The 25,181-nt window shown below is 65.9% G+C and carries 22 protein-coding genes; 14 read left to right on the top strand and 8 right to left on the bottom strand.

What is annotated here, in order from left to right; all coding sequences use genetic code 11:
* Positions 1-6 precede the first annotated feature (6 nt).
* Positions 7-2,883, top strand: a complete 2,877-nt coding sequence (locus AC066S_RS19780; RefSeq protein WP_478270394.1) for a valine--tRNA ligase — start codon at positions 7-9, stop codon at positions 2,881-2,883.
* A 92-nt stretch (positions 2,884-2,975) separates the two neighbouring features.
* Here AC066S_RS19780 and AC066S_RS19785 read toward each other — a convergent pair whose 3' ends face one another.
* The gene (locus AC066S_RS19785; protein ID WP_126257695.1) at positions 2,976-3,578 is read right to left on the bottom strand and encodes a DNA-3-methyladenine glycosylase; all 603 of its coding nucleotides are present in this window, start codon (positions 3,576-3,578) and stop codon (positions 2,976-2,978) included.
* Positions 3,579-3,708: 130 nt separating this feature from the next.
* Here AC066S_RS19785 and lipA point away from each other — a divergent pair, with 130 nt between their 5' ends.
* Together lipA and AC066S_RS19795 are read left to right on the top strand one after the other, a co-directional pair.
* The gene (gene lipA / locus AC066S_RS19790; protein WP_126257694.1) at positions 3,709-4,665 is read left to right on the top strand and encodes a lipoyl synthase; all 957 of its coding nucleotides are present in this window, start codon (positions 3,709-3,711) and stop codon (positions 4,663-4,665) included.
* Positions 4,666-4,671: 6 nt separating this feature from the next.
* The gene (locus AC066S_RS19795) at positions 4,672-5,142 is read left to right on the top strand and encodes a type II toxin-antitoxin system RatA family toxin (RefSeq protein ID WP_126257693.1); all 471 of its coding nucleotides are present in this window, start codon (positions 4,672-4,674) and stop codon (positions 5,140-5,142) included.
* Positions 5,143-6,234: 1,092 nt separating this feature from the next.
* Here the strand turns inward: AC066S_RS19795 and AC066S_RS19800 are convergent.
* Both AC066S_RS19800 and AC066S_RS19805 read right to left on the bottom strand, forming a co-directional pair.
* Complete coding sequence (locus tag AC066S_RS19800) at positions 6,235-6,840, bottom strand: CinA family protein (RefSeq protein WP_126257692.1); 606 nt, start codon at positions 6,838-6,840, stop codon at positions 6,235-6,237.
* A gap of 4 nt (positions 6,841-6,844) precedes the next feature.
* On the bottom strand, positions 6,845-8,026 hold the full coding sequence (locus AC066S_RS19805) for a bifunctional 2-C-methyl-D-erythritol 4-phosphate cytidylyltransferase/2-C-methyl-D-erythritol 2,4-cyclodiphosphate synthase (RefSeq protein WP_478270395.1): 1,182 nt from the start codon (positions 8,024-8,026) through the stop codon (positions 6,845-6,847).
* Positions 8,027-8,308: 282 nt separating this feature from the next.
* Here AC066S_RS19805 and dusB point away from each other — a divergent pair, with 282 nt between their 5' ends.
* Genes dusB through ntrC form a run of 3 tightly spaced genes read left to right on the top strand, consistent with a single transcriptional unit; the run spans position 8,309 to position 11,928 of the window.
* Positions 8,309-9,310 carry a tRNA dihydrouridine synthase DusB gene (gene dusB / locus AC066S_RS19810; protein WP_478270396.1) on the top strand — a complete coding sequence of 334 codons (1,002 nt, stop codon included), beginning with the start codon at positions 8,309-8,311 and terminating at the stop codon, positions 9,308-9,310.
* On the top strand, positions 9,307-10,476 hold the full coding sequence (locus AC066S_RS19815) for a two-component system sensor histidine kinase NtrB (protein ID WP_126257689.1): 1,170 nt from the start codon (positions 9,307-9,309) through the stop codon (positions 10,474-10,476). The genes dusB and AC066S_RS19815 overlap by 4 nt, the downstream gene beginning before the upstream one ends.
* A gap of 9 nt (positions 10,477-10,485) precedes the next feature.
* A complete protein-coding gene (gene ntrC, locus AC066S_RS19820) occupies positions 10,486-11,928 on the top strand; it encodes a nitrogen regulation protein NR(I) (protein WP_028136498.1) in 1,443 nt (480 codons plus the stop codon).
* Between the two features lie 168 nt (positions 11,929-12,096).
* Here the strand turns inward: ntrC and AC066S_RS19825 are convergent, their stop codons facing one another.
* A complete protein-coding gene (locus AC066S_RS19825) occupies positions 12,097-12,243 on the bottom strand; it encodes a hypothetical protein (protein ID WP_164718604.1) in 147 nt (48 codons plus the stop codon).
* Positions 12,244-12,421: 178 nt separating this feature from the next.
* Between AC066S_RS19825 and AC066S_RS19830 the strand changes: the two genes are divergently transcribed.
* From AC066S_RS19830 to hflX, 4 genes are all read left to right on the top strand, one after another.
* A complete protein-coding gene (locus tag AC066S_RS19830) occupies positions 12,422-14,812 on the top strand; it encodes a sensor histidine kinase (RefSeq protein ID WP_478270397.1) in 2,391 nt (796 codons plus the stop codon).
* Positions 14,813-14,829: 17 nt separating this feature from the next.
* On the top strand, positions 14,830-16,200 hold the full coding sequence (gene ntrX, locus AC066S_RS19835) for a nitrogen assimilation response regulator NtrX (RefSeq protein ID WP_126257687.1): 1,371 nt from the start codon (positions 14,830-14,832) through the stop codon (positions 16,198-16,200).
* A 314-nt stretch (positions 16,201-16,514) separates the two neighbouring features.
* Complete coding sequence (gene hfq / locus AC066S_RS19840; RefSeq protein WP_007591126.1) at positions 16,515-16,763, top strand: RNA chaperone Hfq; 249 nt, start codon at positions 16,515-16,517, stop codon at positions 16,761-16,763.
* 11 nt (positions 16,764-16,774) lie between these two features.
* Positions 16,775-18,157, top strand: a complete 1,383-nt coding sequence (gene hflX, locus AC066S_RS19845) for a GTPase HflX (RefSeq protein WP_478270398.1) — start codon at positions 16,775-16,777, stop codon at positions 18,155-18,157.
* 261 nt (positions 18,158-18,418) lie between these two features.
* On the opposite strand, the gene mazG is transcribed toward hflX, so the two are convergent.
* Entirely contained in the window at positions 18,419-19,273 is an 855-nt protein-coding gene (gene mazG, locus AC066S_RS19850; RefSeq protein WP_478270399.1) for a nucleoside triphosphate pyrophosphohydrolase, read from the bottom strand.
* 126 nt (positions 19,274-19,399) lie between these two features.
* Between mazG and queC the strand changes: the two genes are divergently transcribed.
* Positions 19,400-20,113: a 7-cyano-7-deazaguanine synthase QueC gene (gene queC / locus AC066S_RS19855; RefSeq protein WP_478270400.1), complete on the top strand. Its 714-nt coding sequence runs from the start codon at positions 19,400-19,402 to the stop codon at positions 20,111-20,113.
* Positions 20,114-20,296: 183 nt separating this feature from the next.
* On the opposite strand, the gene AC066S_RS19860 is transcribed toward queC, so the two are convergent.
* The 3 genes from AC066S_RS19860 to nthA are packed head-to-tail and all read right to left on the bottom strand — an operon-like array spanning position 20,297 to position 21,956.
* Positions 20,297-20,674 carry a nitrile hydratase accessory protein gene (locus AC066S_RS19860; protein WP_164718602.1) on the bottom strand — a complete coding sequence of 126 codons (378 nt, stop codon included), beginning with the start codon at positions 20,672-20,674 and terminating at the stop codon, positions 20,297-20,299.
* A complete protein-coding gene (gene nthB, locus AC066S_RS19865) occupies positions 20,674-21,333 on the bottom strand; it encodes a nitrile hydratase subunit beta (protein ID WP_478270401.1) in 660 nt (219 codons plus the stop codon). Before nthB ends, AC066S_RS19860 begins: the two co-directional genes overlap by 1 nt.
* A complete protein-coding gene (gene nthA / locus AC066S_RS19870; protein ID WP_478270402.1) occupies positions 21,330-21,956 on the bottom strand; it encodes a nitrile hydratase subunit alpha in 627 nt (208 codons plus the stop codon). The genes nthB and nthA overlap by 4 nt, the downstream gene beginning before the upstream one ends.
* Positions 21,957-22,175: 219 nt before the next feature.
* Here nthA and AC066S_RS19875 point away from each other — a divergent pair, with 219 nt between their 5' ends.
* The 3 genes from AC066S_RS19875 to AC066S_RS19885 all read left to right on the top strand — a co-directional run bounded on the left by AC066S_RS19875 (position 22,176) and on the right by AC066S_RS19885 (position 25,022).
* Positions 22,176-22,982, top strand: a complete 807-nt coding sequence (locus AC066S_RS19875; protein WP_478270403.1) for an enoyl-CoA hydratase/isomerase family protein — start codon at positions 22,176-22,178, stop codon at positions 22,980-22,982.
* Between the two features lie 236 nt (positions 22,983-23,218).
* Positions 23,219-24,367: a methionine ABC transporter ATP-binding protein gene (locus AC066S_RS19880; RefSeq protein ID WP_478270404.1), complete on the top strand. Its 1,149-nt coding sequence runs from the start codon at positions 23,219-23,221 to the stop codon at positions 24,365-24,367.
* The gene (locus tag AC066S_RS19885) at positions 24,357-25,022 is read left to right on the top strand and encodes a methionine ABC transporter permease (RefSeq protein ID WP_478270405.1); all 666 of its coding nucleotides are present in this window, start codon (positions 24,357-24,359) and stop codon (positions 25,020-25,022) included. Before AC066S_RS19880 ends, AC066S_RS19885 begins: the two co-directional genes overlap by 11 nt.
* Positions 25,023-25,181: the final 159 nt, after the last annotated feature.

Raw genomic sequence — 25,181 nt, forward strand, 5'->3', positions numbered from 1 at the left:
AGCCCCATGATCGAGAAAAATTACCAGCCCGCCGATATCGAAGCCCGCATGTCCGTGGTGTGGGAGGACAGCCTTGCCTTCAAGGCCGGCCGTCCCGACCGCCGCGACGCCGTGCCGTTTACCATCGTGATCCCGCCGCCGAACGTGACGGGCTCGCTGCACATGGGCCACGCCCTCAACAACACGCTCCAGGACATCCTGTGCCGGTTCGAGCGCATGCGCGGCCGCGACGTGCTGTGGCAGCCCGGCACCGACCACGCCGGCATCGCCACCCAGATGGTGGTCGAGCGGCAGCTGATGGAACGCCAGCAGCCCGGCCGCCGCGAGATGGGCCGCGCGAAATTTCTCGGGCGGGTCTGGCAGTGGAAGGCCGAGAGCGGCGACACCATCATCAACCAGCTCAAGCGCCTCGGCGCGTCCTGCGACTGGTCGCGCGAGCGCTTCACCATGGACGAGGGCCTGTCGAAGGCCGTCGTCAAGGTGTTCGTCGAGCTGCACCGCGAGGGTTTGATCTACAAGGACAAGCGGCTGGTGAACTGGGACACCAAGCTGCTCACCGCAATCTCGGATCTTGAGGTGCAGCAGACCGAGGTCAAGGGTCACCTCTGGTATCTGCGCTATCCGATCGAGGGCAAGACTTTCAGCCCCGAGGATCCCTCGAGCTTCGTCGTCGTCGCCACCACGCGGCCCGAGACCATGCTCGGCGATACCGGCGTCGCCGTGCATCCGGAGGATGAGCGCTATCAGAAGCTGGTCGGCCACAACGTGATCCTGCCGCTGGTCGGCCGCAAGATCAAAATCGTTGCCGACGATTATTCCGATCCGGAAAAGGGCTCGGGTGCGGTCAAGATCACGCCGGCACACGACTTCAACGACTTCGAGGTCGGCAATCGCCACGGCCTGCGCCGCATCAGCGTGATCGACAGGGAAGGTTGCCTCGATCTCGTCGACAACGAGGACTATCTGCGCGACCTGCCCGAAGGCGCCGGGGAGTTCGCCGAGGAATTCCACAAGGTCGACCGCTTCGCCGCGCGCAAGCGCATCGTCGAGCGGCTGGAGAGCTTCGGCTTCGTCGAGCGGATCGAGCCGCACACCCACATGGTGCCGCATGGCGATCGGTCCGGCACTGTGATCGAGCCGTACCTGACCGACCAGTGGTATGTCGACGCCAAGACGCTGGCCAAGCCGGCGATCGCGGCGGTGCGTTCGGGCGAGACGACGTTCGTGCCGAAAAACTGGGAGAAGACCTATTTCGACTGGATGGAGAACATCCAGCCCTGGTGCATCTCGCGCCAGCTGTGGTGGGGCCACCAGATCCCGGCCTGGTACGGGCCTGACGGCAAGGTGTTTGTCGCCGAGACCGAGGAGGAGGCGATCAGCCACGCCCTCGGCTATTACGTCGAGCAGGAGGTGATCACGGCCGAGCAGGGCCGCGAGATGGCGCTCGACCGCAACAAGCGCGAAGGCTTCATCACGCGCGACGAGGACGTGCTCGACACCTGGTTCTCCTCGGCGCTGTGGCCGTTCTCGACGCTCGGCTGGCCCGAAGACGCGCCCGAGGTGCGGCGCTACTACCCGACCAATGCGCTGGTGACCGGCTTCGACATCATCTTCTTCTGGGTCGCCCGCATGATGATGATGGGCCTGCACTTCATGAAGGAAGTGCCGTTCTCGACGGTCTACATCCACGCCCTCGTCCGCGACGAGAAGGGCGCCAAGATGTCGAAGTCGAAGGGCAACGTCGTCGATCCGCTCAACCTGATCGACGAATACGGCGCCGACGCGCTGCGCTTCACGCTGGCCGCGATGGCGGCGCAGGGGCGCGACATCAAGCTCGCCACCAGCCGCGTCGAGGGCTACCGCAATTTCGCGACCAAGCTCTGGAACGCTTGCCGCTTCGCCGAAATGAACCAGTGCGCGGTACCTGATGGCTTCGAGCCGGCGAAGGCGAAGGAGACGCTGAACCGCTGGATCGCGCATGAGAGCGCGCACACCACGCGCGAGGTGACCGAGGCGATCGAAGCCTATCGCTTCAACGATGCGGCCGGCAGCATCTATCGTTTCGTCTGGAACGTCTATTGCGACTGGTATGTCGAGCTCGCCAAGCCCGTGCTGCTGGGCCCCGACAGTCCCGCCAAGGACGAGACCCGCGCCATGGTCGCCTGGGCGCGCGACGAGATCCTGAAGCTGCTGCACCCCTTCATGCCCTTCATCACCGAGGAGCTGTGGGAGGTGACGGCCAAGCGCGACGGCCTGCTCGCGCTGGCGCCATGGCCGCTGCAGCGGACCGAGCCGACGTCCGAGCAGCTTGCGATGCTCGCCGCGACGACGGGGACGACCGATCCGCTGGTCTCGCCGGCCTGGGTGCTGCCGATCTTCGACCATGCCGACTTCACCGACCCTGCGGCCGAGGCCGAGATCGGCTGGGTGATCGACCTCATCACCCAGATCCGTTCGGTGCGCGCCGAGATGAACATTCCGCCGGCGACGTTGACGGCGCTGGTGCTGGCGGGCGCTTCGGCCGAGACCAGGGAGCGCGCGCCGCGCTGGACCGACGTCATCAAGCGCATGGCGCGGCTGTCGGACATCTCTTTCGCCGACCGCGCGCCCGACGGTGCGGTCCAGCTGCTCGTGCGCGGCGAGGTGGCCGCGCTGCCGCTCAAGGGCGTGATCGACGTCGCTGCCGAGCGCACGCGTCTCGACAAGGAAATGGCCAAGGCCGACGCCGACATCAAGCGCGCCGAGTCGAAGCTGGCGAACGAGAAATTCGTCGCCAACGCGGCCGAGGAGGTCGTCGAGGAGGAGCGCGAAAAGCGCGAGGCCGCGCTGGCGCGGAAGGCCAAGCTGCTCGAGGCGCTGGAGCGGCTGAAGCAGGCGTCGTGAGTTCGCTGTCATTCCGGGGCGGCTCAACGAGCCGAACCCGGAATCTCGAGCTTCCGGGTTCGATGCTACGCATCGCCCCGGAACGACGATGGTCACTTCGGAAACGGCTTGCTCAAGAACTTCGATCCCCTGATGCCGTAGCGCCAGGGCAGCTCGACCGCCTTGGTGATGCCGATCCGGATGCCGGTTGCGACCTCGACGTCCTCCGTCCGCGCATGCAGCGCGATCGGCGGCCGGTCCAGCGGCAGCGTGTTGTGCGCGATGGTGATCCCGAGCGCCTCGGTCAGCTTGCCCGGGCCCGAGCACAGCGCGTGCAGATCCTGGAGATGACGGCGGCGGCGCATGGTGGCGATGCCGTGCGTCGGCTCGATCGCGCGGATCAGCACGGCGCTGGCCGAGCCTTCCTCCTCGCAGACGAAATTGACGCACCAATGGATGCCGTAGGAGCGATAGACGTAGGCATAACCGGGCGGGCCGAACATCACCTGGTTCCGCGGCGTCGGCCCGTTGTAGGAGTGCGCCGCCGGGTCGGTATGATGATAGGCCTCGACCTCGACGATGATGCCACCGATTCCGTCGACCAGCATCGTCGCGCCGATCAGGTCGGGCGCGACCTCGTGGACGCTGCGGCCGAAAAAGCCACGCTTCAACCGTTTGCCGAGCCGCGGGGGTGAGGCGTTCGATCTTGGAGCCATTCGAGATGAGAATCGCCAGAGGACAGAGCAGGATATTGCCCATATCTGCCATGTTCCCCGAAGCGGGGCGAGGCGGGTTGCGATGCCCCGCCAGACCGACTAGGTAGGACCTGAACAGACCGGACACCCCATGGTCGTAATCGTCGATACCATCTCGAACCCGCTGCGCCCGCGCCACCCCGAAAAGGTGAACCGGCCCGATTCCGCTTCCCCGCCGAAGCCGGACTGGATCCGCGTGCGCGCGCCCAACACCCGCGGCTATGCCGACACCCGCAACATCGTGCGGTCCAACGGCCTGCACACGGTGTGCGAGGAAGCGGGCTGTCCGAACATCGGCGAGTGCTGGGACAAAAAGCACGCCACCTTCATGATCATGGGTGACACCTGCACCCGCGCCTGTGCCTTCTGCAACGTCAAGACCGGCCTGCCGAATGCGTTGGACGCGGCCGAGCCGCAGAACGTCGCCGAGGCGACTGCCAAGCTGGGGCTTGCCCACGTCGTCATCACCTCGGTCGACCGCGATGACCTCGCCGACGGCGGCGCCGAGCATTTTGCCCAGACCATCCGCGCAATCCGCGCCGCGTGTCCCTCGACCACGATCGAGATCCTGACACCGGACTTCCTGCGCAAGGAGGGGGCGCTCGAAATCGTCGTCGCCGCCAAGCCCGACGTCTTCAACCACAATCTCGAGACCGTGCCGTCGCGCTATCTCACGGTGCGGCCGGGCGCGCGCTACTTCCATTCGATCCGGCTGCTGCAGCGGGTCAAGGAGCTCGATCCCACCATCTTCACCAAGTCCGGCATCATGGTCGGTCTCGGCGAGGAGCGCCACGAGGTGCAGCAGGTGATGGACGATTTGCGCTCCGCCGACGTCGATTTCCTGACCATCGGCCAGTACCTGCAGCCGACCCGCAAGCACCATGCGGTGATGCGCTACGTGCCGCCGGACGAGTTCGCCTCTTACGAGAAGGTCGCCTACACCAAGGGCTTCCTGATGGTATCCGCGAGCCCGCTCACCCGCTCGTCGCATCATGCCGGCGAGGATTTTGCGAGACTGAAGGCCGCGCGGGCAGCTCACGCCCGCTGAACCACCATGCCCAAATTTTCGAGCAAGCGCCGTGTCAATCACAGCGCATCCGAGATGTTCGACCTGGTCGCCGACGTCGAGCGCTACCCGGAATTCGTGCCGCTCTGCAGCGCGCTGAAGGTGCGCCAGCGGATGGTGAAGCCCGACGGCACCGAGGTGCTGGTCGCCGACATGACGGTGTCGTTCAAGCTGGTCAGGGAATCCTTCACCAGCCGCGTGACGCTCGACCGCGCCAATCTGAAGATTCTCGTCGAATATCTGCAAGGTCCCTTCAGCAATCTGGAGAACCGCTGGACGTTCGAGCCCAAAGGTGAGGGCGTCTGCGATGTCGGTTTCTTCCTGTCCTACGAATTCAGGAGCCGCATGCTGGCGTTGCTGATGGGCTCGATGTTCGATGCCGCCTTCGCGCGCTTCTCCACCGCGTTCGAGAAGCGGGCGGATGCGATCTACGGCCGGCCGAAGCTGGCGTCGACATAGCTGTTGCGGCTTCTCGTGTCCCGGACGCGCCGTAACGCGTAGCGTTGCTGCGCAGAGCCGGGACCCATGACGCCACGGCACTCGCTGCGACATGGGCCCCGGCTCTGCAGCGCATCGTCGGAGGGACGCTGCGCTGCGTCCGGGGCACGAGAGCGGGGTGTTGCGTACGAAGGCGGAAGCAAGCCAGAAGCTTTCCGTAGAGACAGTATCAATCCCATCATCCTGAGGTGCGAGGCATGCGATGCGAATGCATCGCATGCGGAGCCTCGAAGGATGCGCGGCCGAACTGGCGCAGCGGGGGCCGTCGCCCTTCGAGGCTTGCTCTGCGACGCTATCGCGCTGCAGCGCGCGCACCTCAGGGTGACGGTGACGCATAGGGTTTGCAACGTACTCGCCTTCATGCGGACACAGCATCGCATGCTCGCGGCGCACTTCGCCCGAGTTTTGCCTGGTCGCCTCACCCTCATCAATTGAAAGAGGGCGCAGGGAAGGCCGGGAGCCGGTTGGCTCCCATGGACCGCCATGCCAAGAGCAGACTGCGTGTGCTTCATGCATAGCGGAGAACAGGGCAACCGGAGACATCCCGGCCTTCCCTGCGCAGTGGTTTGACGGCTTATGCCGAGCTCTCCCCGGGGAGCGTTGCACTATTGCCCCCGTCGCCTTGCAGATCGCTGATGCGCGCACCCGGTCGGGCCGCCACATCACCGCAAGACTTGACGCACAGACCCCGGGCGTCAGGACCACACGGTTTTGCCGTACGCATGTCACACCGGTCGTGTGCGCGCCGGCCGTCGCTCACGGTTGCCCGCCCTGCGATGCCTCTCGCGCCGATGTGACTTGCGTCCACCGCAGCTCACCCCACGTTTCGTGACGATCGCGATACGCCCCTCTGACCGGGATGAGGTGGCGGGACGATGCGATAAATCCGAATTTCTGTAAAGGCGAATATTTTCGCGCTGATGTCTTGCCCTACGACTGGCGTGTTTTGCCCGTCGGGCAACGCAAAGGCTTGTAGCCCGATCGGACCACCGCGCCTCTCCCGGCACCGTGCTCGATCACGCCAGCGCATTGCTCGCGGCGGCGTGGGGTGGTTCAGCCCCGCGGCGATCGCGGCGGCCTGCGCTTCACGGCGTGACGGCGCGGCGAGCGGGTCACGCGCGGGCGCAGGCGGGTTGCGGCGGCGCGCGGCTTGGTCTGGGCCTGCGGGCCGCGGGCGAGATCCATGAGCATGCGCAGCGCCTCGACGACGGAGCGTTGACGCACGGCGGTGCGGCCTATCGCGCCGAAGCGATGCTCACGGTGGATGATCCGGCCGTCGCGTGCCGCGGCGGCGAAGTGGACGAGACCGACTGGCTTGCCGGGCGTCGCGCCGCCGGGGCCGGCAATGCCGGTGATGGCGACGGCGAGATCGACGCCGGCGCGCTCCAGCGCGCCGACCGCCATCGCGGTCGCGGTTTCCTTGCTGACGGCGCCGAAATTGGCGAGCGTGCCGGCTTCGACGCCGAGCATCGCGCGCTTGGCGTCGTTGGAATAGGTGACAAAGCCGCGATCGATCACGTCGGACGAGCCGGGGATGTCGGTCAGCGCGCCGGCGACGAGGCCGCCGGTGCAGGATTCAGCGGTCGCGATCGTCAGCTTGCGCATCCGGCACAGATCGAGCAGCGAACGGGAGAGGGCGCGTGCGTCGCTGCCGCCCATGATCTTACACGCTCCAGGGCAGACGGATGGTGGCGCTCGCGGTGGCCGCGATGCCTTCCTCGCGGCCGGTGAAGCCGAGCCGCTCGCTGGTCGTCGCCTTCACCGCGACGCGCGAGATGTCGACGCCGGAGATCTCGGCGATGCTCGCGCGCATGGTGTCGCGCAAGGGGCCGATCTTCGGCCGCTCGCAGATCATCGTCACCTCGAGATTGGCGACGCGGCCGCCCCGCGCCGTGACGCGCTCGATGGCGTATTTCAGGAACTGGTCGGAGGAGGCACCCTTCCACTTCGGATCGCTCGGCGGGAAGTGCGAACCGATGTCGCCGTCGGCGAGCGCGCCGAGGATGGCGTCGACCAGCGCATGGAGGCCGACATCGCCGTCGGAATGGGCGAGGAAACCCTTGGTGTGCGGCACGCGCACGCCGCACAGCATGACGTGGTCGCCTTCGCCGAAGGCGTGCACGTCGTAGCCAGTGCCGGTCCTGATATCGCCGAGCTGGGCCGCCAGACGCGCTTCCTCGCGCACGAAATCCTCGGGTGTGGTGAGCTTCATGTTGGCAACATCGCCTTCAAAGGTTGCAACCGTCAATCCTGCCCATTCGGCAATCGCGGCATCGTCGGTGAAATCGCTGCGGCCGTCCTGCGCCGCGCGACGATGCGCTTCGAGGATGACGTCGAAACGAAAGGATTGCGGCGTCTGCGCGATCCGCAAGGAGGCGCGGTCCGGCGTGCCCTCGACATTGCCGCTCGCGCCGGTGAGCTTGATGGTATCGGTGACGGGGACGACGGGGATCGCGGCGCCGGTTCGGTTCGCCGCCTCGATCGCGCGCGAGATCAATCCGTCCGAGACGAAGGGGCGCGCGGCGTCGTGAATCAGGACGATATCGGGCTCGTGTTGTGCGAGCGCCTCGAGGCCGGCAAGCACCGAGGCCTGCCGCGTCGCGCCGCCATTGGTCGGCGGCTCGTGCTCGAGCCCCGCGACCGCGGCCGTGAATATGGCGCTGTCATCGGGGTTCACCACCGGCTGCACCGCAAACACGTCGGCGTGGCGGCTGAAGGCTTCCATGGCGCGATAAATCACCGGCACGCCGCCGATCTCGCGATATTGCTTCGGCCCACCGGCGCCCGCACGCAGTCCACGCCCGGCTGCGACGAGGACGACCGCGGTGCGCTGTGATTTCGCCATAGGACTCAAATACTCAGTTGGTGATGGGAGAGTCGGGGAGTGGGGTGATTGCCGCATGCCTCTAGCACGGCAGGCCCGCAAAAAAAGGGGGTTTCCCCCGATTGTTCGCAACGGCATTTTGCTGCACTGCACTTGAAAGACTTGCAGAATTGTCTAAACTGTAGGCATGACGCTTGACTGCACAAGAATTGTGCGCAAGATAGATCATGGCAGGCGCGATGAGGCCCCTGCCCAGTCGACGAGACCCCTGTGACCGGTTCGGCAATATCCGGCTCTAAGCCGTTGAAAATAGGCGATATTGATGTCGCCATTCCGGTCTTCCTGGCGCCGATGTCGGGGGTGACTGACTCGCCCGTCCGGCGGCTGGCCGCGGAGCTCGGGGCCGGTCTCGTCGTGTCCGAAATGACTGCCAGCGATGAGCTCGCCAACGGCCATTGGATGTCCCGGTTGCGTTGCGAAGCCGCCGGGATTGGTCCGCACGTGGTCCAGCTCGCCGGCTGCGAGTCCCATTGGATGGCCGAGGGTGCCCGGATCGCCGAGGCCGAAGGCGCCGATATCATCGACATCAACATGGGCTGTCCGGCCCGCCACGTCACCGGCGGCCAGTCCGGCTCGGCCTTGATGCGCGACCTCGACCACGCCGTCAGCCTGATCGACGCCACCATCGCGGCGGTGAAGGTGCCGGTGACGCTGAAGATGCGGCTCGGCTGGGACGATCGCAGCCGCAACGCGCCGGAGCTGGCGCGGCGCGCGGAGGCCGCCGGCGTCAAGCTCGTGACGGTGCATGGCCGCACCCGCAGCCAGTTCTACAAGGGCGAGGCCGATTGGGACGCGATCCGCGCCGTGCGCGAGGCGATCGCCATTCCGCTCGTCGTCAACGGCGACATCACCTCCTACGAGCGCGCGCTCGCGGCGCTCAACGCCTCCGGCGCCGATGCCGTGATGATCGGCCGCGGCGCGCAGGGCCAGCCCTGGCTGCCTGGCCAGATCGGCCGCCGCCTGAAGGGCGGGGCCGAGGAAGCTGTGCCCTCGCTCGAAACCCAGCTGCATTATATCCGCACGCTCTATGAGGGCGTCTGCGCGCTCTATGGTCTTCGCGTCGGACTGAGACATGCCCGCAAGCATCTCGGCTGGGCGCTCGACGTCGCGGCCGCGGCGAGCGGCGCGTCTGTCGAGAAGCTGAAGTCGTGGCGCCAGAAGATCCTCACCTCGGAGGATCCGCGCCTCGTCCACGAGTCGCTGCAGGATGCCTTCGATGACTTCGCATGGAGCGCTGCTGCATGAGCTCAGCCGCTGAACATCGCGGTCCATCCGACAGCGACGCAATGCTCGATGCCTTGCCCAATCCCGTGCTGATGATCGGGCCGGACGGCAAGATCGTCGCCGCCAACATTGCCACCGAAGCCTTCTTCGAGATCTCGACGCAGTTCCTGAAGCGGCAATCGTTGAAAGAGCTGGTGCCGTTCGGCAGCCCGTTGCTGGCGCTGATCGACCAGGTGCGCTCGTCGAACTCGCCGGTCAACGAATACAAGGTCGATCTCGGCACGCCGCGCATGGGCGGCGACCGTCAGGTCGACCTGCACGTGGCTCCGCTGACCGAGCGCCCCGGCCATATCGTGGTGATGCTGCAGGAGCGCACCATCGCCGACAAGATGGACCGCCAGCTCACCCATCGCAGCGCGGCGCGCTCGGTGATCGCGCTGGCCGCGATGCTGGCGCACGAGATCAAGAACCCGCTGTCCGGCATCCGCGGCGCGGCGCAGCTGCTGGAGCAGCAGGCCTCGTCCGAGGACCGCATGCTGACGCGCCTGATCTGCGACGAGGCCGACCGCATCGTGACGCTGGTCGACCGCATGGAGGTGTTCGGCGACGAGCGTCCCGTGGTGCGCGGTCCCGTCAACATCCATTCGGTGCTGGACCACGTGAAGCGGCTGGCGCAGTCGGGTTTCGCCCGCAACATCCGCTTCATCGAGGATTACGACCCCTCGCTGCCGCCGGTGCTGGCGAACCAGGACCAGTTGATCCAGGTGTTCCTCAACCTCGTGAAGAACGCCGCCGAGGCCCTGATCGACGTGCCCGACGCCGAGATCCAGCTCACCACCGCGTTCCGCCCCGGCGTGCGCCTGTCAGTCCCCGGTCAAAAATCCCGGGTATCTCTGCCGCTCGAGTTCTGTGTGAAAGACAACGGACCGGGCGTGCCGGACGATCTTCTGCCCAACCTGTTCGACCCCTTCGTGACCACCAAGCAGACCGGCTCGGGCCTGGGTCTTGCATTGGTCGCCAAGATCGTCGGCGATCACGGGGGCATCATCGAATGCGAATCTCAGCCGCGCAGGACCACCTTCCGCGTGCTGATGCCGATGTATTCCACATCGGCGAAACATGCCGATCAAAGCAGTCGCGCCGACTCTGCCGGGAAGTCGTCGCCTGTGTCACAGGGGGCAAAATGAGGATTAACGATGCCCGCAGGTAGCATTCTCGTAGCCGATGACGATACCGCCATCCGCACCGTTCTCAATCAGGCACTGTCCCGGGCCGGCTATGAGGTCAGGCTCACCGGCAATGCCGCAACGCTGTGGCGCTGGGTCAGCCAGGGGGAGGGCGATCTCGTCATCACCGACGTGGTGATGCCGGATGAAAACGCCTTCGACCTGCTGCCGCGGATCAAGAAGATGCGGCCGAATCTGCCGGTCATCGTCATGAGCGCGCAGAACACGTTCATGACGGCGATCCGCGCCTCCGAGCGCGGGGCCTACGAATATCTGCCGAAACCCTTCGACCTCAAGGAGCTGATCGCCATCGTCGGCCGCGCGCTCGCCGAGCCGAAGGAGCGCGTCTCGACGCCGGACGAGGATGCCGAGATGGAGGCGATCCCGCTGGTCGGCCGTTCGCCGGCGATGCAGGAAATCTACCGCGTGCTCGCACGCCTGATGCAGACCGACCTCACCGTGATGATCACGGGCGAGTCCGGCACCGGCAAGGAGCTGGTGGCGCGCGCGCTGCACGATTACGGCAAGCGCCGCAACGGCCCGTTCGTCGCGGTCAACATGGCCGCGATCCCGCGCGACCTCATCGAATCCGAGCTGTTCGGCCATGAGCGCGGCGCCTTCACCGGCGCCAACACCCGCGCCTCCGGCCGGTTCGAGCAGGCGGAAGGCGGCACGCTGTTCCTCGACGAGATCGGCGACATGCCGATGGAGGCGCAGACGCGATTGCTCCGCGTGCTGCAGCAGGGCGAATACACCACCGTCGGCGGCCGCACGCCGATCAAGACCGACGTGCGCATCGTCGCGGCCTCCAACAAGGATCTGCGCGTCCTGATCCAGCAGGGCCTGTTCCGGGAGGATCTGTTCTTCCGCCTCAACGTCGTGCCGCTGCGGCTGCCGCCGCTGCGCGAGCGCATCGAGGATCTGCCGGATCTGGTGCGGCACTTCTTCGCGCTCGCCGAGAAGGACGGCCTGCCGCCGAAGAAGCTCGACACGCTGGCGCTGGAGCGGCTGAAGCAGCACCGCTGGCCCGGCAACGTGCGCGAGCTGGAGAATCTCGCCCGGCGTCTCGCCGCGCTCTATCCGCAGGACGTCATCACGGCGTCCGTCATCGATGGCGAGCTCGCGCCGCCCTCGGTCAGCCCGGGCGCCGCGGTCCAGCAGGGCGTCGACAATCTCGGCGGCGCCGTGGAGGCGTATCTGTCATCGCACTTCCAGGGCTTTCCGAACGGCGTGCCGCCGCCCGGCCTCTATCACCGCATCCTCAAGGAGATCGAAGTGCCGCTGCTCACGGCCGCGCTGGCGGCCACCCGCGGCAACCAGATCCGCGCCGCCGACCTGCTCGGCCTCAACCGCAACACGCTGCGCAAGAAGATCCGGGATCTCGACATCCAGGTCTATCGCAGCGGGGGCTAGTTGCTCGACCGGGACGGTGGCTCAGCTCCCCCTACCAAGGCAGAGCTGAGCCTGTCCGGATCGCGCTGGCCGTTATGGCAGACGCGGTGAGCAGAAGTCCGCATCAGAGCAAAATGTTCCGTCCGCGCCGTAAAATCGGTCATCCGGCCGCACCGCGCGGAACCGCACCTATCTGACGAGCCGGCCCGAGGCCGGCATGACGCTGGCGACATTCACCAGCGGCTGCTGGAGACCCAGGCCGTTGACCAGGAGGTCGGCGGCCACGATCAGCAGCAGAACGGCCGACACCATCGTCGCGAGAAAATATCTATCCATGCCGGGTCAAGCCGGGATGACGGGAATCCGTTCCCGTCCAGGCGGCATGTGGTTGTGGATGATGGGCGTCGGTCGCGAAGGAAGCGCCGCGGAATTGTCGCAATTCGGCAACAATGTGGTACGAATACATCAGTATCCGCGCGCCCGCGGACCCCTTTTCAGCATCGCCATTGCCGGAATGACCAGCGCAGAGACCTCGGCCGCACACTTCGACACGGCCCCAGCGGATGAGCCCCGGCGTTGGTCGGCTCGGCGCTGGCTGGCGCCGTTTGCCGTGGGGCTGGCGCTGCTGTCGGCGTTCCTGACCTTCCTGGTCCTGACCGGCCTCACCCGGATCGAGCCGACGCCCGAGGTGGTCCGCTCGTTCTACCTGATCAACGCGGCGACGATCCTGCTGCTGGTCGGCATCATCGTCCGCGAGCTCTGGCAGCTGATCCTGGCGCGGCGGCGGGGCAGGGCGGCGGCTCGCCTCCATGTCCAGATCGTCAGCCTGTTCTCGATCGTGGCGGTGCTTCCGGCGGTGCTGGTCGCCGTCGTCGCCAACGTCACCATCGAGCGTGGCCTCGACCGGCTGTTCTCCGGGCCGACCAAGCAGGTGATCCAGAATTCGCTGACGATCGCGCGGGCCTATATGCAGGACCATGCCCAGCTGATCCGTGGCGACATTCTCGGCATGGCCAACGACATCGCGCATGCCCGGCCGCTCTACGACCAGGATCGCCGCTCGTTCCGCGAGATGCTGACCGCCAGCGCTGGCTCGCGCAATCTGCCGGGCGCGATGATCATCGACAAGAACACCAACATCCTGGAATCCGCCGACACCGGCATGCGGCTCGCCTATTCGCCGCCCGCGCCCGACTTCCTCAGCAACGTCAACGAGAACGAGCCCGAGATCGCGGTGCTCCCCGATGCGAGCTTTGTCGCCGCGGTGATCCGGTTGCGCGCGTTCAGCGACACCTTCCTTTATGTCGCCCGCCCCCTTGATCCCAACGTCGTCAATCAGCTCAAGCAGACCGAGGTCAGCGTCGCCGAATATGCCCAGATCGAGTCGCGCCGGCTCGGTATCCAGGTCGCCTTCGCGCTGATGTTTGCCGTGATCGCGCTGACCATCCTGATGGCCTCGGTGCTGATCGGCCTCAACTTCGCCAACTCGCTGGTCTCGCCGATCCGGCGGCTGATGAACGCGGCCCACACGGTCTCGACCGGCGATCTCCATGTCCAGGTGCCGGTGCACCAGTCGGAAGGCGATCTGGCCCAGCTCGGCGAGACCTTCAACAAGATGACGCAGGAATTGCGCAGCCAGCGCGACGAGCTCGTCAACGCCAGCGACCTCATCGACAGTCGCCGCCGTTTCATCGAGGCTGTGCTGTCCTCGGCGAGCGCCGGCATCATCGGCGTCGATGCCTCCGGCAGCGTCGGCATCTTGAACCGCTCGGCCGAGAAGCTGATCGGGCACGCCGAATCCGAGACTCTCGGCCACCCGCTCTCCGAGGTGCTGCCCGAGCTCGACGAGATGATGAAGGCGGCGCGGGAAGGGACCCAGCGCCTGGTGCAGGGGCAGATCACGATCACCCGCGACGGGCAGGAACGCAATCTGTCAGTCCGGGTCAGCGCCGAGAAGAATCAGCCGCACGACAGCTACATCATCACGCTCGACGACATCACCGAGCTGGTCTCGGCGCAGCGCACCTCGGCCTGGGGCGACGTAGCGCGCCGCATCGCCCACGAGATCAAGAACCCCCTGACGCCGATCCAGCTCTCGGCCGAACGCATCCGCCGCAAGTTCGGCAAGGACATCACCGAGGTCAAGGACAAGCAGATCTTCGAGCAGTGCACCGACACCATCGTGCGCCAGGTCGACGACATCCGCCGCATGGTCGACGAGTTCTCGCGCTTTGCCCGCATGCCGAAGCCGGTGATGGAGGGCGAGGACGTCGCCGACACCGTGCGGCAGGCCGTGTTCCTGATGAAGGTCGCTCATCCCGAGATCGATATCGAGGCCGAGTTCAAGCAGGATCCGCTCCGGGCCCAGTTCGACCGCCGGCTGATCTCTCAGGCGGTCACCAATATCGTCAAGAACGCCACCGAGGCGATCGAGCAGGTCCCGCCGGAAGAGCTCGGCAAAGGCCGTATCGACGTCGTCGTCTCCCGCGAGGGCGATGACGTGCTGATCGACGTGATCGACAACGGCATCGGACTGCCCAAGGTCGCGCGCTCGCGGCTGCTCGAACCGTACGTCACGACGCGGGCCAAGGGCACCGGCCTCGGCCTTGCGATCGTCGGCCGCGTGCTGGAAGACCATGGCGGACGCATCGAGCTGAAGGATGCCTCCGACTTCCGTGAGGGCCAGCGCGGTGCCTGGATGCGGATGCGCTTTGCGATCTCCGGGCAACCCGCCAAAGCCGAAGGAGCCGGGCAGGCGCCGGTGGCCAGGGAAATCACCAAGGACGCAGTGACGGGGCTGGCGAAAGAGGCGGCGCCGGAAACAAAAGGGCCGGCGGCCGAAACCAAAGAGCCCGCTGAAAAGACCAATGATTCAACGAAAATCGAAGCCTCAACAGGCAGCTGACATGACAGGCGCGATCCATGGCAAGTGAAATTCTGATTGTCGATGATGAGGCCGATATTCGCGATCTCGTTGCGGGCATTCTCGAGGACGAGGGCTTCGTGACCCGAACCGCACGCGACAGCGATACGGCACTCGCCGAGATCGCCAACCGCAGGCCGCACCTGGTGTTCCTCGACATCTGGCTGCAAGGCTCCAAGCTCGACGGCTTGCAGCTGCTGGAGCAGGTCAAGAAAGACAACGCCGATCTGCCGGTCGTGATGATCTCCGGCCACGGCAACATCGAGACCGCGGTCGCGGCGATCAAGCGTGGCGCCTACGACTTCATCGAGAAGCCGTTCAAGGCCGACCGCTTGATCCTGGTCGCAACCCGGGCGCTGGAGAACTCGCGGCTGAAGCGCGAGGTGAAGGAGCTGAAGCAGCTCGCGCCGAGCGCCAGCCAGCTCGTCGGCCGCTCGCCCAGCATGAACCAGCTGCGCCAGACCATCGAGCGCGCCGCCAAGGCCAACAGCCGCATCCTGATCGTCGGCCCCGCCGGCGCCGGCAAGGAATTGGCCGCACGCACCCTGCACGTGGCCTCGGGCCGTGCCGACGGTCCCTTCGTCGTCATCAACGCCGCCGCGATCACGCCCGAGCGGATGGAGCACGAGCTGTTCGGCGTCGAACAGTCCAACGGCGAGCAGCCGCGCAAGGCCGGCGCGCTCGAGGAGGCCCATGGCGGCACGCTGTTCATCGACGAGATCGCGGACATGCCGCGCGAGACCCAGAACAAGATCCTGCGTGTGCTGGTGGAGCAGTCGTTCCAGCGCGTCGGCGGCACCGCCAAGGTGCAGGTCGATGTGCGCATCATCTCCTCGACCGCGCGCAATCTCGAAGAAGAGATCGCGGCCGGCCACTTCCGCGAGGACCTCTATCACCGGCTCTCGGTGGTGCCGATCCGCGTGCCCGCGCTCTCGGAACGGCGCGAGGACATCCCGGAATTGATCGACTATTTCATGGAGCAGATCTCGGCCGGCAGCGGTCTGCCCAAGCGGCAGATCGGGCAGGACGCCATGGCGGTGCTGCAATCGCATGTCTGGCCGGGCAATGTGCGCCAGCTCCGCAACAACGTCGAGAGGGTCATGATTCTCGCGGCAGGCGGGCCGGAGGTCATCATCACGGCGGACATGTTGCCACAGGACGTCGGCTCCATGGTGCCGGCGATGCCGACCAGCAACAATGGCGAGCACATCATGGGCCTGCCGCTGCGTGAGGCGCGCGAAGTGTTCGAGCGCGACTATTTGATTGCACAGATCAGCCGTTTTTCAGGAAATATTTCTCGCACAGCCGAGTTCGTTGGCATGGAACGGTCGGCGCTGCATCGAAAGCTGAAGGCGCTCGGTGTCGGCTAGCGCATTTTCGCGCGAAGCGGCCACCGGCGGGCATGAGGAAAAGGACGTCAAAACAAGAATCCAGCGCCGCGACATTGCGGCGGCATCTTAGGGATAAAGCAGGAAAATCATCGATTTCCGTATTTTTTCGGAGCAATCAGGCGGGGGCTGCCGCGTGAAGCGGCTTGCCTAATAGGCCCACCTGTCCTCTAATCGCACAGCTGTTCCGTCCGAGGGGGATCTCATGACGGAACGGCAACCGGGAGAGGCCCCGAACCTCACAAAGAGGGCCGCAACCGGCGCAATAAAAAGAAACTCAAAGCGAGAAAAAAACAATGGCGGCAGACCGCGCACAAAACCTACAGGACACCTTCCTCAATCACGTTCGCAAAACCAAGACGCCACTGACGATCTTTCTGGTCAACGGAGTAAAGCTCCAGGGCATCGTGACCTGGTTCGACAATTTCTGTTTGCTGCTTCGGCGCGACGGTCATTCGCAGCTGGTCTACAAGCATGCGATCTCGACCATCATGCCTGGTGCTCCGATCCAGCTGTTCGAAGGTGGCGAGGATCAGCCGGCTTGAGAGTGATCTGATTGGAACCCCGGAATTTCGACGGGGATGCCGACCGTCCGCGGTCGGCAGGGGCAAAGCAGACGGGGCGGGTGCTTGTCATCGGCCCCTACTTGCGTGTGCGCGCGGGCAGTGCCGACGCGCAATCGGAAACACATGTCTTGCGTGACGCCGAGGCCCGGCTCGACGAAGCCGCCGGCCTCGCGCGCGCGATCGATCTCGTCGTCGCCGACGCCATCATCGCGCCGATCAGCCAGATCCGTCCCGCCACCTATATCGGCAAGGGCAAGGTCGAGGAGATCGCTGGCCTGATCAAGACCCTCGAGGTCGAGCTCGTGGTGATGGATTGCGCGCTGGCGCCGATCCAGCAGCGCAATCTCGAGAAGGAGCTGCACGCCAAGGTGCTGGACCGCACCGGGCTGATCCTGGAAATCTTCGGCCGCCGTGCCAAGACGCGGGAAGGCTCGCTCCAGGTCGAGCTCGCGCATCTCAACTACCAGCGCTCGCGCCTGGTGCGCTCATGGACCCATCTGGAGCGCCAGCGCGGCGGCTTCGGCTTCATGGGCGGCCCCGGCGAGACGCAGATCGAAGCGGACCGCCGCCTGATCCAGGAACGCATCTCCAAGCTCGAGGGCGAGCTGAAGAAGGTGCAGGCGACGCGGCGGCTGCATCGTGCGGGACGGCAGCGCGTGCCGTATCGCGTCGTCGCGCTGGTCGGCTACACCAACGCCGGCAAATCGACGCTGTTCAACCGCCTGACCCGCGCCGACGTGCAGGCCGCCGACATGCTGTTTGCGACGCTCGATCCGACCTTGCGCGCGCTCAACCTGCCGCATGGCGGCAAGGCCATGCTGTCGGACACGGTCGGCTTCATCTCCAACCTGCCGACCCAGCTCGTCGCCGCCTTCCGCGCCACGCTGGAGGAGGTGCTCGAGGCCGACGTCATTCTCCATGTGCGCGACATCTCGCATGAGGATGCCGAGGCGCAGCAGAGCGACGTCGACGCGGTGCTGCGTCAGCTCGGCATCAACCCCGATGATTCAGGCCGCATCATCGAGGTCTGGAACAAGATCGACCGTTACGATGCCGAGCAGCGCGAAGAGCTTTTGAACATCGCTGCGCGCCGGCCCGCCGACCACCCGGCCATGCTGGTCTCCGCCGTCACGGGCGAGGGCGTCGATGCATTGCTCGCCGCGATCGAGGAACGCCTTGCCGCAAAGCGCACCACGCTCGATCTCTCCATCGACGCCGCCGACGGCGCCGGCATCAGCTGGCTGCATCGCAATGCCGAGGTGCTGGCCAAGGAGCTGCACGACGGCCGCTTCGACATGACCGTGCGGGTGGACGAGACCAAGCGGGACATCGTGGTGTCGAGGTTCGACGCGGTGCCGCATCACGCCACATAAATGCTGTCGTCCCGGACAACGCGGCGCTCGTAGGGTGGGCAAAGGCGCAAAGCGCCGTGCCCACGATCATTCCGCGATATGAGACAGGTGGTGGGGACGCTTCCGCCTTCGCTCTTCGAGCTAGTCGCTTTGCCCACACTACGAATTGGCTTTCGCCAGGACGAGCATGAAGGTCAGCGGCTGCGGGGCGCTTAACTTCGAGTCTTCGCCAAACCACATCCCGGGGTAATGGTCCGTGCGTGCGCAGGGACGACGGCGGAGTTAGCGGCGCGCTTCCTTGCGCTCCTCTGACTCCGGCTTCGTCTCAGCCTTCGCCTCGTTCCACAGCGCATCCATCTCGGCCAGCGACGCCTGCTCCAGCGTGCGGCCCTGCGCCTCCAGCGCGCGTTCGATATAGGCAAAGCGCCGCTCGAATTTCGCATTGGTCGCGCGCAGGGCGGCTTCCGGGTCGGCATCGACGTGGCGGGCGAGGTTGACGAGGGCGAACATGAGGTCGCCGGTCTCTTCCGCCAACTCCTGCTTGTCGCCACGGTCGAGCGCGGCCTCGATCTCGTCGGCCTCCTCGCGGATCTTTGCCAGAACGGCGCGCGGGTCGTTCCAGTCGAAGCCGACGGTGGAGGCCTTGCGCTGCAGCTCCATGGCGCGGGTCAGCGCGGGCTGGCCGGCCTTCACGCCTGACAGCAGCGATGTGTGCGCCGGCGTCTCTTCGGGCGGCCGGCGCGCGGCGCGCTCGGCTTTCTCCTCGGCCTTGATGCGGTCCCAGACCTCCTTGACGTGGGACGAGGCGAGGTTGCCGTCCTTGTCTGCGAAGACATGGGGATGGCGTCGGATCATCTTGCGGGTGATGGCTTCGACGACGTCGCCGAACGCGAAAGCGTTCTGCTCCGACGCCATCTGGGCGTGGAACACCACCTGGAGCAGGAGGTCGCCGAGCTCTTCGCGGAGATCATCGAGGTCGCCGCGCGTGATGGCATCCACCACCTCATAGGCCTCCTCGATCGTGTAGGGTGCGATGGTCGCAAAATTCTGCTCGAGGTCCCAGGGGCAGCCGGTCACCGGCGTACGCAACGCCGCCATGATCTCGATCAGGCGGGAAATATCGCGGGAAGGGGTCATTGCGGGGCTATTCTCCTGGCTCCCAGCTTTATGCCAAAAGCCGGCCGCCGTTCCCAGCGCGGGCGTGCGGAACGGGCCGATTTCCACCGATTGGCTGAGACGTCCCACAATGCTAAAGCGCGGGCCATGAGCGACACATTTTCATCGGAAACCGCGCTGGTGCTGTTTTCCGGCGGGCAGGATTCCACCACCTGCCTCGCCTGGGCGCTCAGCCGCTTTTCCCGCGTGGAGACGCTGGGATTCGATTACGGCCAGCGCCACGCCATCGAGCTCGCCTGCCGCGAGCGGCTGTTCGACGGCGTCAAGGCGTTGCGCGCGGATTGGGCCGCAAAGCTCGGCGACAGCCATACCCTGTCGATCCCGACGCTGGCGGCGGTGTCAGAGACCGCGCTGACGCGCGACGTCGCAATCGCGATGGGCGCCGACGGCCTGCCGAACACCTTCGTGCCCGGCCGCAACCTGGTGTTCCTGACCTTCGCCGCGGCGCTGGCCTACCGGCGCGGCATCACGCATATCGTCGGCGGCATGTGCGAGACCGATTATTCCGGCTATCCCGATTGCCGCGACGAGTCCATCCGCGCCATGCAGACGGCGCTCTCGCTCGGCATGGCCAGGACGTTCGAGCTGCATACGCCCTTGATGTGGATCGACAAGGCCGCGACCTGGCAGCTGGCGCAGGATCTCGGCGGCGAGGGGCTGGTCGATCTGATCCGCGAGCACTCCCACACCTGCTATCTCGGCGAACGCGGCGCGCAGCACGATTGGGGCTATGGCTGCGGCGAGTGTCCGGCGTGCAGCCTGCGGGCGAAGGGGTGGCGGGAGTTCGTGGCGGGGCGGTGAGGGCTGTCACACCCACCGCCGTCATCCTGAGGTGCGCGCCCTTGCTCGCCTCGAAGGATGGGCTGCAAGCGCGCCCGGAGCCCATCCTTCGAGGCTTCACCTTGCGATGCAAGGCATCGCAAGGTTCGCGCCTCAGGATGACGGCGGAGAGTGGGGCGGCCGCCGTACAGCAATGGCAAAGGACTATCGAAAATCCTCCGGCCGCAGCTCGATCGGCTTGCCATGCGGCGTGCGGTCGGCGGCGCGGTCCCAGGCATCGCGATAGCGGTGCAGCGTGTCCGTCGAGGCGACGCCTTTGCTTGCCACCAGGCCTTCCAGCGTGGCGAGCCAGTGCAGGTAATAGGTCTCGCCGGTGTCAGGATCGCCCGCGGCCTGCGCTCGTTTGATCTGATGTGCGAGTGCTGCAGCCCATTCCGGCCAGGTGAACACCCCGCGCTCGTGCAGCGTCAGGGCCATCGCAAATGCATGCGCCTCCCAGGGCGCGCGGAACACCGGACCGTCGTCATCGCGCGGAATGCTGGGAATGGCCGCCGTCGCGGCAGCGGCAAGCGCGCTGCTCATCACGCCGGATCCAGATAGGGCTCGAAGGCATCGATCGACACCTTCAGGGTCGGATCGCCGTCCTCGCCCCAGAGGTCGCGGCCCTCGAACACGACCGTGTAAAGCCATTGCGGATGTTCGCCGCGCTCCATCGCCGCCGTATCAGGAAACACGTGGCAGCCGTGGTTGAGCTCGACAACGCCGACATGGCCGCGGACATAGCGCGGCAGCCTTGTATGCGTGGTCGGATGGATGTTCTTGGCGCGGACGCGATCGCCGATCTTGAACTTGGCGGGCGCCGGGGCGGGCCGGGCGAACTTGCCGCGCACCATCACCCGCTCGACATTGGCGAGATCGAACTTGCCGTGCTTGAGCGCCTTTGCGGGCTGCATCGCATGGCCGGCCTCGACCTCCTCCCTGGTGAGGTAGCCCTTCTCGATCAGCATCTCCTCGAGCCCGAGGAACCACTTCTTGTAATAGGAGCTCGAGAGGTACACGTGTGGCGGCAGCGTCTCGCGATAGTAACGCGAGGTGTCGATGTTGAAGGCGCCGGCCGCGCCCATCGCGCGCACCATCGCGAGCACACGTGACTCCCATTCCTCGTGGAACATCGGCTCGTTCGGCTCGGGCTCGACCTTGCCGAACCCGTCCATGCCACCCATGTCGTGCACGCCGTTCATGACGGCGCTCCCGGCGTCCTGGGAAAGCCTGTGCCGATCATGGAATCGCGGGTGACGAGCTCGGCGAGCTGCTCCTCGCTCCATCCCTCCGTGCCCTCTGGGCGCATCGGCAGCACCAGGAAGCGGGTCTCGGCCGTGGAATCCCATACCCGGATTTCCATGTCCTTGGGCAGGGTGACGCCGAAATCGGCGAGCACGCCGCGCGGATCCTTTACCGCACGCGAGCGGTAGGGCGCGGCCTTGTACCAGACCGGCGGCAGCCCCAGCATCTCCCAGGGGTAGCAGGAGCATAATGTGCATACGACCATGTTGTGGCGCTCGGGCGTGTTCTCGACCACGACGAGATGGTCGCCGACGCGGCTGACATGGCCGAGCGTGCCGATCGCCTTGGAGCCGTCCTCCAGCAGTGCCTTCTTGAAGGCCGGATCGGTCCAGGCCTTGGCGACGACGCGGGCGCCGTTGTGCGGGCCGATCTTGGTCTCGTAGGCCTGGATGATGGCATCGAGCGCGGCGGGCTCGACATAGCCCTTTTCCGTCAGGATGGTCTCGAGCGCGCGCACGCGCAGCTCGGTCTCCGACAGCTCGGAATGGTCGTGATCGTGGTCGTGGTGGTGCTCGCTCATGGCGCGAACATAGTCCCAGAATCCGGGCCTTGTCGAGGCGAAGACTCTGCTAACATCTCGCCATGGGCTGGCCTGGCGCTGTCCGCTGGCGGCCGAACGAGATATTTTCGGTCGACGAGATCTACGGCCGCAACATTATCGGCGAGAACGCTAGTGAGCCGGAGCACCGGCGCACCGGACGTCTGTGATCAAGAGCAACAAGAACAGGGGAGACTTCCGTTGACCAATTACGTGACGATCGAGAAGGGTCACGGGCCGGAGGGGCGGATCGCGATCGTGCGGTTCGACCGCAATGACGGCATCAATGCGCTGTCGCCCGAGGCGCTGCGCCAGCTCACCGCGGCCGCGCGCAGCTTCGAAGATGATGCGACAACCTCCGTCGTGGTTCTGACCGGCAGCGCCAGCGCGTTCAGTGCCGGCTTCGACTTGAAAGACGACGAGGGCCGCTCGCGCAAGGAGATGGATCTCGGCACGCTGCGCCGGCACCTCAAGCTCGGGCCGCGCCTCACCCACGCCTGGCAGGAGATGGAGCAGATCACGATCGCGGCGATCGAGGGTTTTTGCGTCGGCGGCGGCGTCGCGCTGGCCGTGGCGCTCGACTTCCGCGTGATGGGGCACGACGCGCATCTGCGCGTGCCCGAGATCGGGCTCGGCATGAACATGAGCTGGCAGAGCATTCCGCGCATGCTGCATCTGATCGGACCCGCCCGCACCAAGCAGGCGGTGATCCTGGCCGACCAACGCATCTCGGCGGATGAAGCCTATGAGTGGGGTCTGGTGGAACAGGTGACCGATCCCGGCCATGCCTTCGAGGCCGCCATGGAGCTCGCCCGCAAGGTCGCCGCGCAGCCGCCGCTCTCGGTTGCGATGACGAAGCTCACGGTCAACCGGCTCGCGCATGCGCTGGACGATCTCGCCAGCCATATGGACGTCGATCAGTTCGCACTCGCCAGCTTCAGCGAGGATCACAAGGAGGGCGTTGAGGCATTCCTGGGCCGCCGCAAGCCACGCTTCAAGGGTCGGTAGCCAAGGCGCTCTCGGATATCCGGCGGATGAATTTTCTTGGGCTGGGGGCGATCGGGGAAATTTCGTCCATCTCCCTGCAAATATCTGCAATTGCAAGAAGGATCGTAAGAGGCGATGCTGTGTGCTGCGGATGCAGCGCGCGACTCCTTCGCGGCGGTTTGCTGCTGCTCCCCTTCCTCGTCGCCGATGCGACCGGCGCTTGTTTGCCTTCCGGGCGGACGAGAGAACTTTTGTGCATGAAGGCCGCTTCCATGAATGCCCATCAATCGCTTGCGATCGGACAGCCGATCGATAGGTTCGAAGCGATTTCACCTGCTGCCGACGAACCGGAGGCGATGGTTCGTTTCGCCGGCATCTCGAAGACCTATCCCGCTTACCGCGGCAAGCCCGGCGTCAACGCGCTGCAAAATATCGACTTCGCCATTCCACGCGGATCCATCACGGGCGTGATCGGCCGCTCCGGCGCCGGCAAGTCGAGCCTGGTGCGGCTCATCAACGGACTGGAGAAGCCGACCACGGGCCGCGTGATCGTGGATGGCCGCGATATCTCGGCGCTGGCGGGCCGCGAGTTGCGGCTGGCGCAGCGCTCGATCGGCATGATCTTCCAGCATTTCAACCTGCTGTCCTCGCGGACTGCGACCGACAACATTGCGCTGCCGCTGGAGATCGCCGGCTGGTCCAAGGCCGACATCAAGGCGCGCGTGACCGAGCTGCTCGCGCTCGTCGGCATCGCCGACAAGCATGACCGCTATCCGTCGGAGCTCTCCGGCGGCCAGAAGCAGCGCATCGGCATCGCCCGGGCGCTGGCGACGCGGCCGAGCGTGCTGTTGTCGGACGAGGCGACCTCCGCGCTCGATCCGCAGACCACGCGCGCGATCCTCGATCTGCTCGCCAACATCAACCGCGAGCTCGGGGTGACCATCGTGCTGATCACCCACGAAATGTCCGTGGTGCGCCAGCTCGCCAGGGACGTCGTCGTGCTCGACGCCGGTCATGTGGTCGAAAGCGGCCATGTCGCCGATATCTTCACGCACCCGAAGCATCCGATCACGCAGTCCTTCCTGGCCGAGGTGATCGGCGACAGCCTGCCGGTCTCGCTGGCGAGCCGGATCGTGGCGGCGCCGTCTGCCGGCGGGCAGGCTGTGATCCGGCTCCAGGTGCGCGGAGCAGGGGCCGGCGACACCCTGGTCGCCCGGCTCGCCCGCGAGCTCGGCCTCGACGTGTCGTTGCTGTCGGCGCGCATCGACGAGATCGGCGGCCAGCAAGTCGGCTCGCTCGTTCTCGGCATTCCTCTCGGTATTCCCGGCGAGGACGCGGTGACGCGGACGCTGGCCTTTCTGTCTCAACATCAATTCCCGGCGGAGCATCTCGGCTATGTCGCCTGAGCTCATCAACCTGATCGTCCAGGCGACCTTCGAGAGCCTTTACATGGTCGGCATCGCGGCGCTGCTCGGCACCGCCTTCGGCCTGCCGCTCGGCGTCTTCCTCGCGACCAGCCGGAAGGGGGAGCTGTTCGCGGCTCCGATCGTCAATCGCGTGCTCGGCATCGTCGTCAATGCGACGCGGTCGACGCCCTTCATCATCCTGGTCGTCGCCATCATCCCGTTCACGCGCCTCGTTGCCGGCACCTCGATCGGATCGACCGCGGCGATCGTGCCGCTGACGATCGCGTCGGCGCCGTTCATCGCGCGCCTGGTCGAAGCTGCGATCCGCGAGGTCGACGGCGGTCTGATCGAGACCGCGTCCTCGTTCGGCGCCTCGCCGCTTCAGATCGTGTTCAAGGTGTTGATCCCGGAGGCGCTGCCGGGACTTCTGCGGGCGCTGACGCTCGCGGTGGTCAGCCTGCTCGGCTATTCCGCCATGGTCGGCGCGGTCGGCGGCGGTGGCCTTGGTGATCTCGGCATCCGCTACGGCTATCAGCGCTTCATGCCGGAGATGATGCTGGCGGTCGTCGTTGTGCTGATTGCGCTGGTGCAGCTGGTTCAGAGCGCCGGCGACTATCTGGCACGCCGGGTCAATCGCCGGCTGCGGCATCGCTGAGAGACCGCTCCGTGCGGAACGGAGCGCAGATCGACAGTCTGGAAATATTCCAATTCTAAAGAGCGCGTCTCGCAGAATGCGCCTTGAGCTGCACAGCTTGCGTGAGCGCATTGGTCGCACGTGCCGCGCACACGTCTGGAGAAGTTCTAGCCTCGTTCC

It is taken from the genome of Bradyrhizobium sp. CFUWI (genome assembly GCF_056429085.1).

Coding starts and splice junctions, on each gene's coding strand:
- AC066S_RS19795 (WP_126257693.1), top strand. CDS start 4,672: ATGCCCAAATTTTCGAGCAAGCGCCGTGTCAATCACAGCGCATCCGAG.
- AC066S_RS19805 (WP_478270395.1), bottom strand. CDS start 8,026: ATGGCGAAATCACAGCGCACCGCGGTCGTCCTCGTCGCAGCCGGGCGT.
- mazG (WP_478270399.1), bottom strand. CDS start 19,273: ATGACCCCTTCCCGCGATATTTCCCGCCTGATCGAGATCATGGCGGCG.
- AC066S_RS19830 (WP_478270397.1), top strand. CDS start 12,422: ATGACCAGCGCAGAGACCTCGGCCGCACACTTCGACACGGCCCCAGCG.
- AC066S_RS19815 (WP_126257689.1), top strand. CDS start 9,307: ATGAGCTCAGCCGCTGAACATCGCGGTCCATCCGACAGCGACGCAATG.
- nthB (WP_478270401.1), bottom strand. CDS start 21,333: ATGAACGGCGTGCACGACATGGGTGGCATGGACGGGTTCGGCAAGGTC.
- AC066S_RS19780 (WP_478270394.1), top strand. CDS start 7: ATGATCGAGAAAAATTACCAGCCCGCCGATATCGAAGCCCGCATGTCC.
- queC (WP_478270400.1), top strand. CDS start 19,400: ATGAGCGACACATTTTCATCGGAAACCGCGCTGGTGCTGTTTTCCGGC.
- ntrC (WP_028136498.1), top strand. CDS start 10,486: ATGCCCGCAGGTAGCATTCTCGTAGCCGATGACGATACCGCCATCCGC.
- AC066S_RS19825 (WP_164718604.1), bottom strand. CDS start 12,243: ATGGATAGATATTTTCTCGCGACGATGGTGTCGGCCGTTCTGCTGCTG.
- AC066S_RS19800 (WP_126257692.1), bottom strand. CDS start 6,840: ATGGGCGGCAGCGACGCACGCGCCCTCTCCCGTTCGCTGCTCGATCTG.
- ntrX (WP_126257687.1), top strand. CDS start 14,830: ATGGCAAGTGAAATTCTGATTGTCGATGATGAGGCCGATATTCGCGAT.
- AC066S_RS19885 (WP_478270405.1), top strand. CDS start 24,357: ATGTCGCCTGAGCTCATCAACCTGATCGTCCAGGCGACCTTCGAGAGC.
- lipA (WP_126257694.1), top strand. CDS start 3,709: ATGGTCGTAATCGTCGATACCATCTCGAACCCGCTGCGCCCGCGCCAC.
- AC066S_RS19880 (WP_478270404.1), top strand. CDS start 23,219: ATGAAGGCCGCTTCCATGAATGCCCATCAATCGCTTGCGATCGGACAG.
- AC066S_RS19860 (WP_164718602.1), bottom strand. CDS start 20,674: ATGAGCAGCGCGCTTGCCGCTGCCGCGACGGCGGCCATTCCCAGCATT.
- nthA (WP_478270402.1), bottom strand. CDS start 21,956: ATGAGCGAGCACCACCACGACCACGATCACGACCATTCCGAGCTGTCG.
- AC066S_RS19785 (WP_126257695.1), bottom strand. CDS start 3,578: ATGGCTCCAAGATCGAACGCCTCACCCCCGCGGCTCGGCAAACGGTTG.
- hfq (WP_007591126.1), top strand. CDS start 16,515: ATGGCGGCAGACCGCGCACAAAACCTACAGGACACCTTCCTCAATCAC.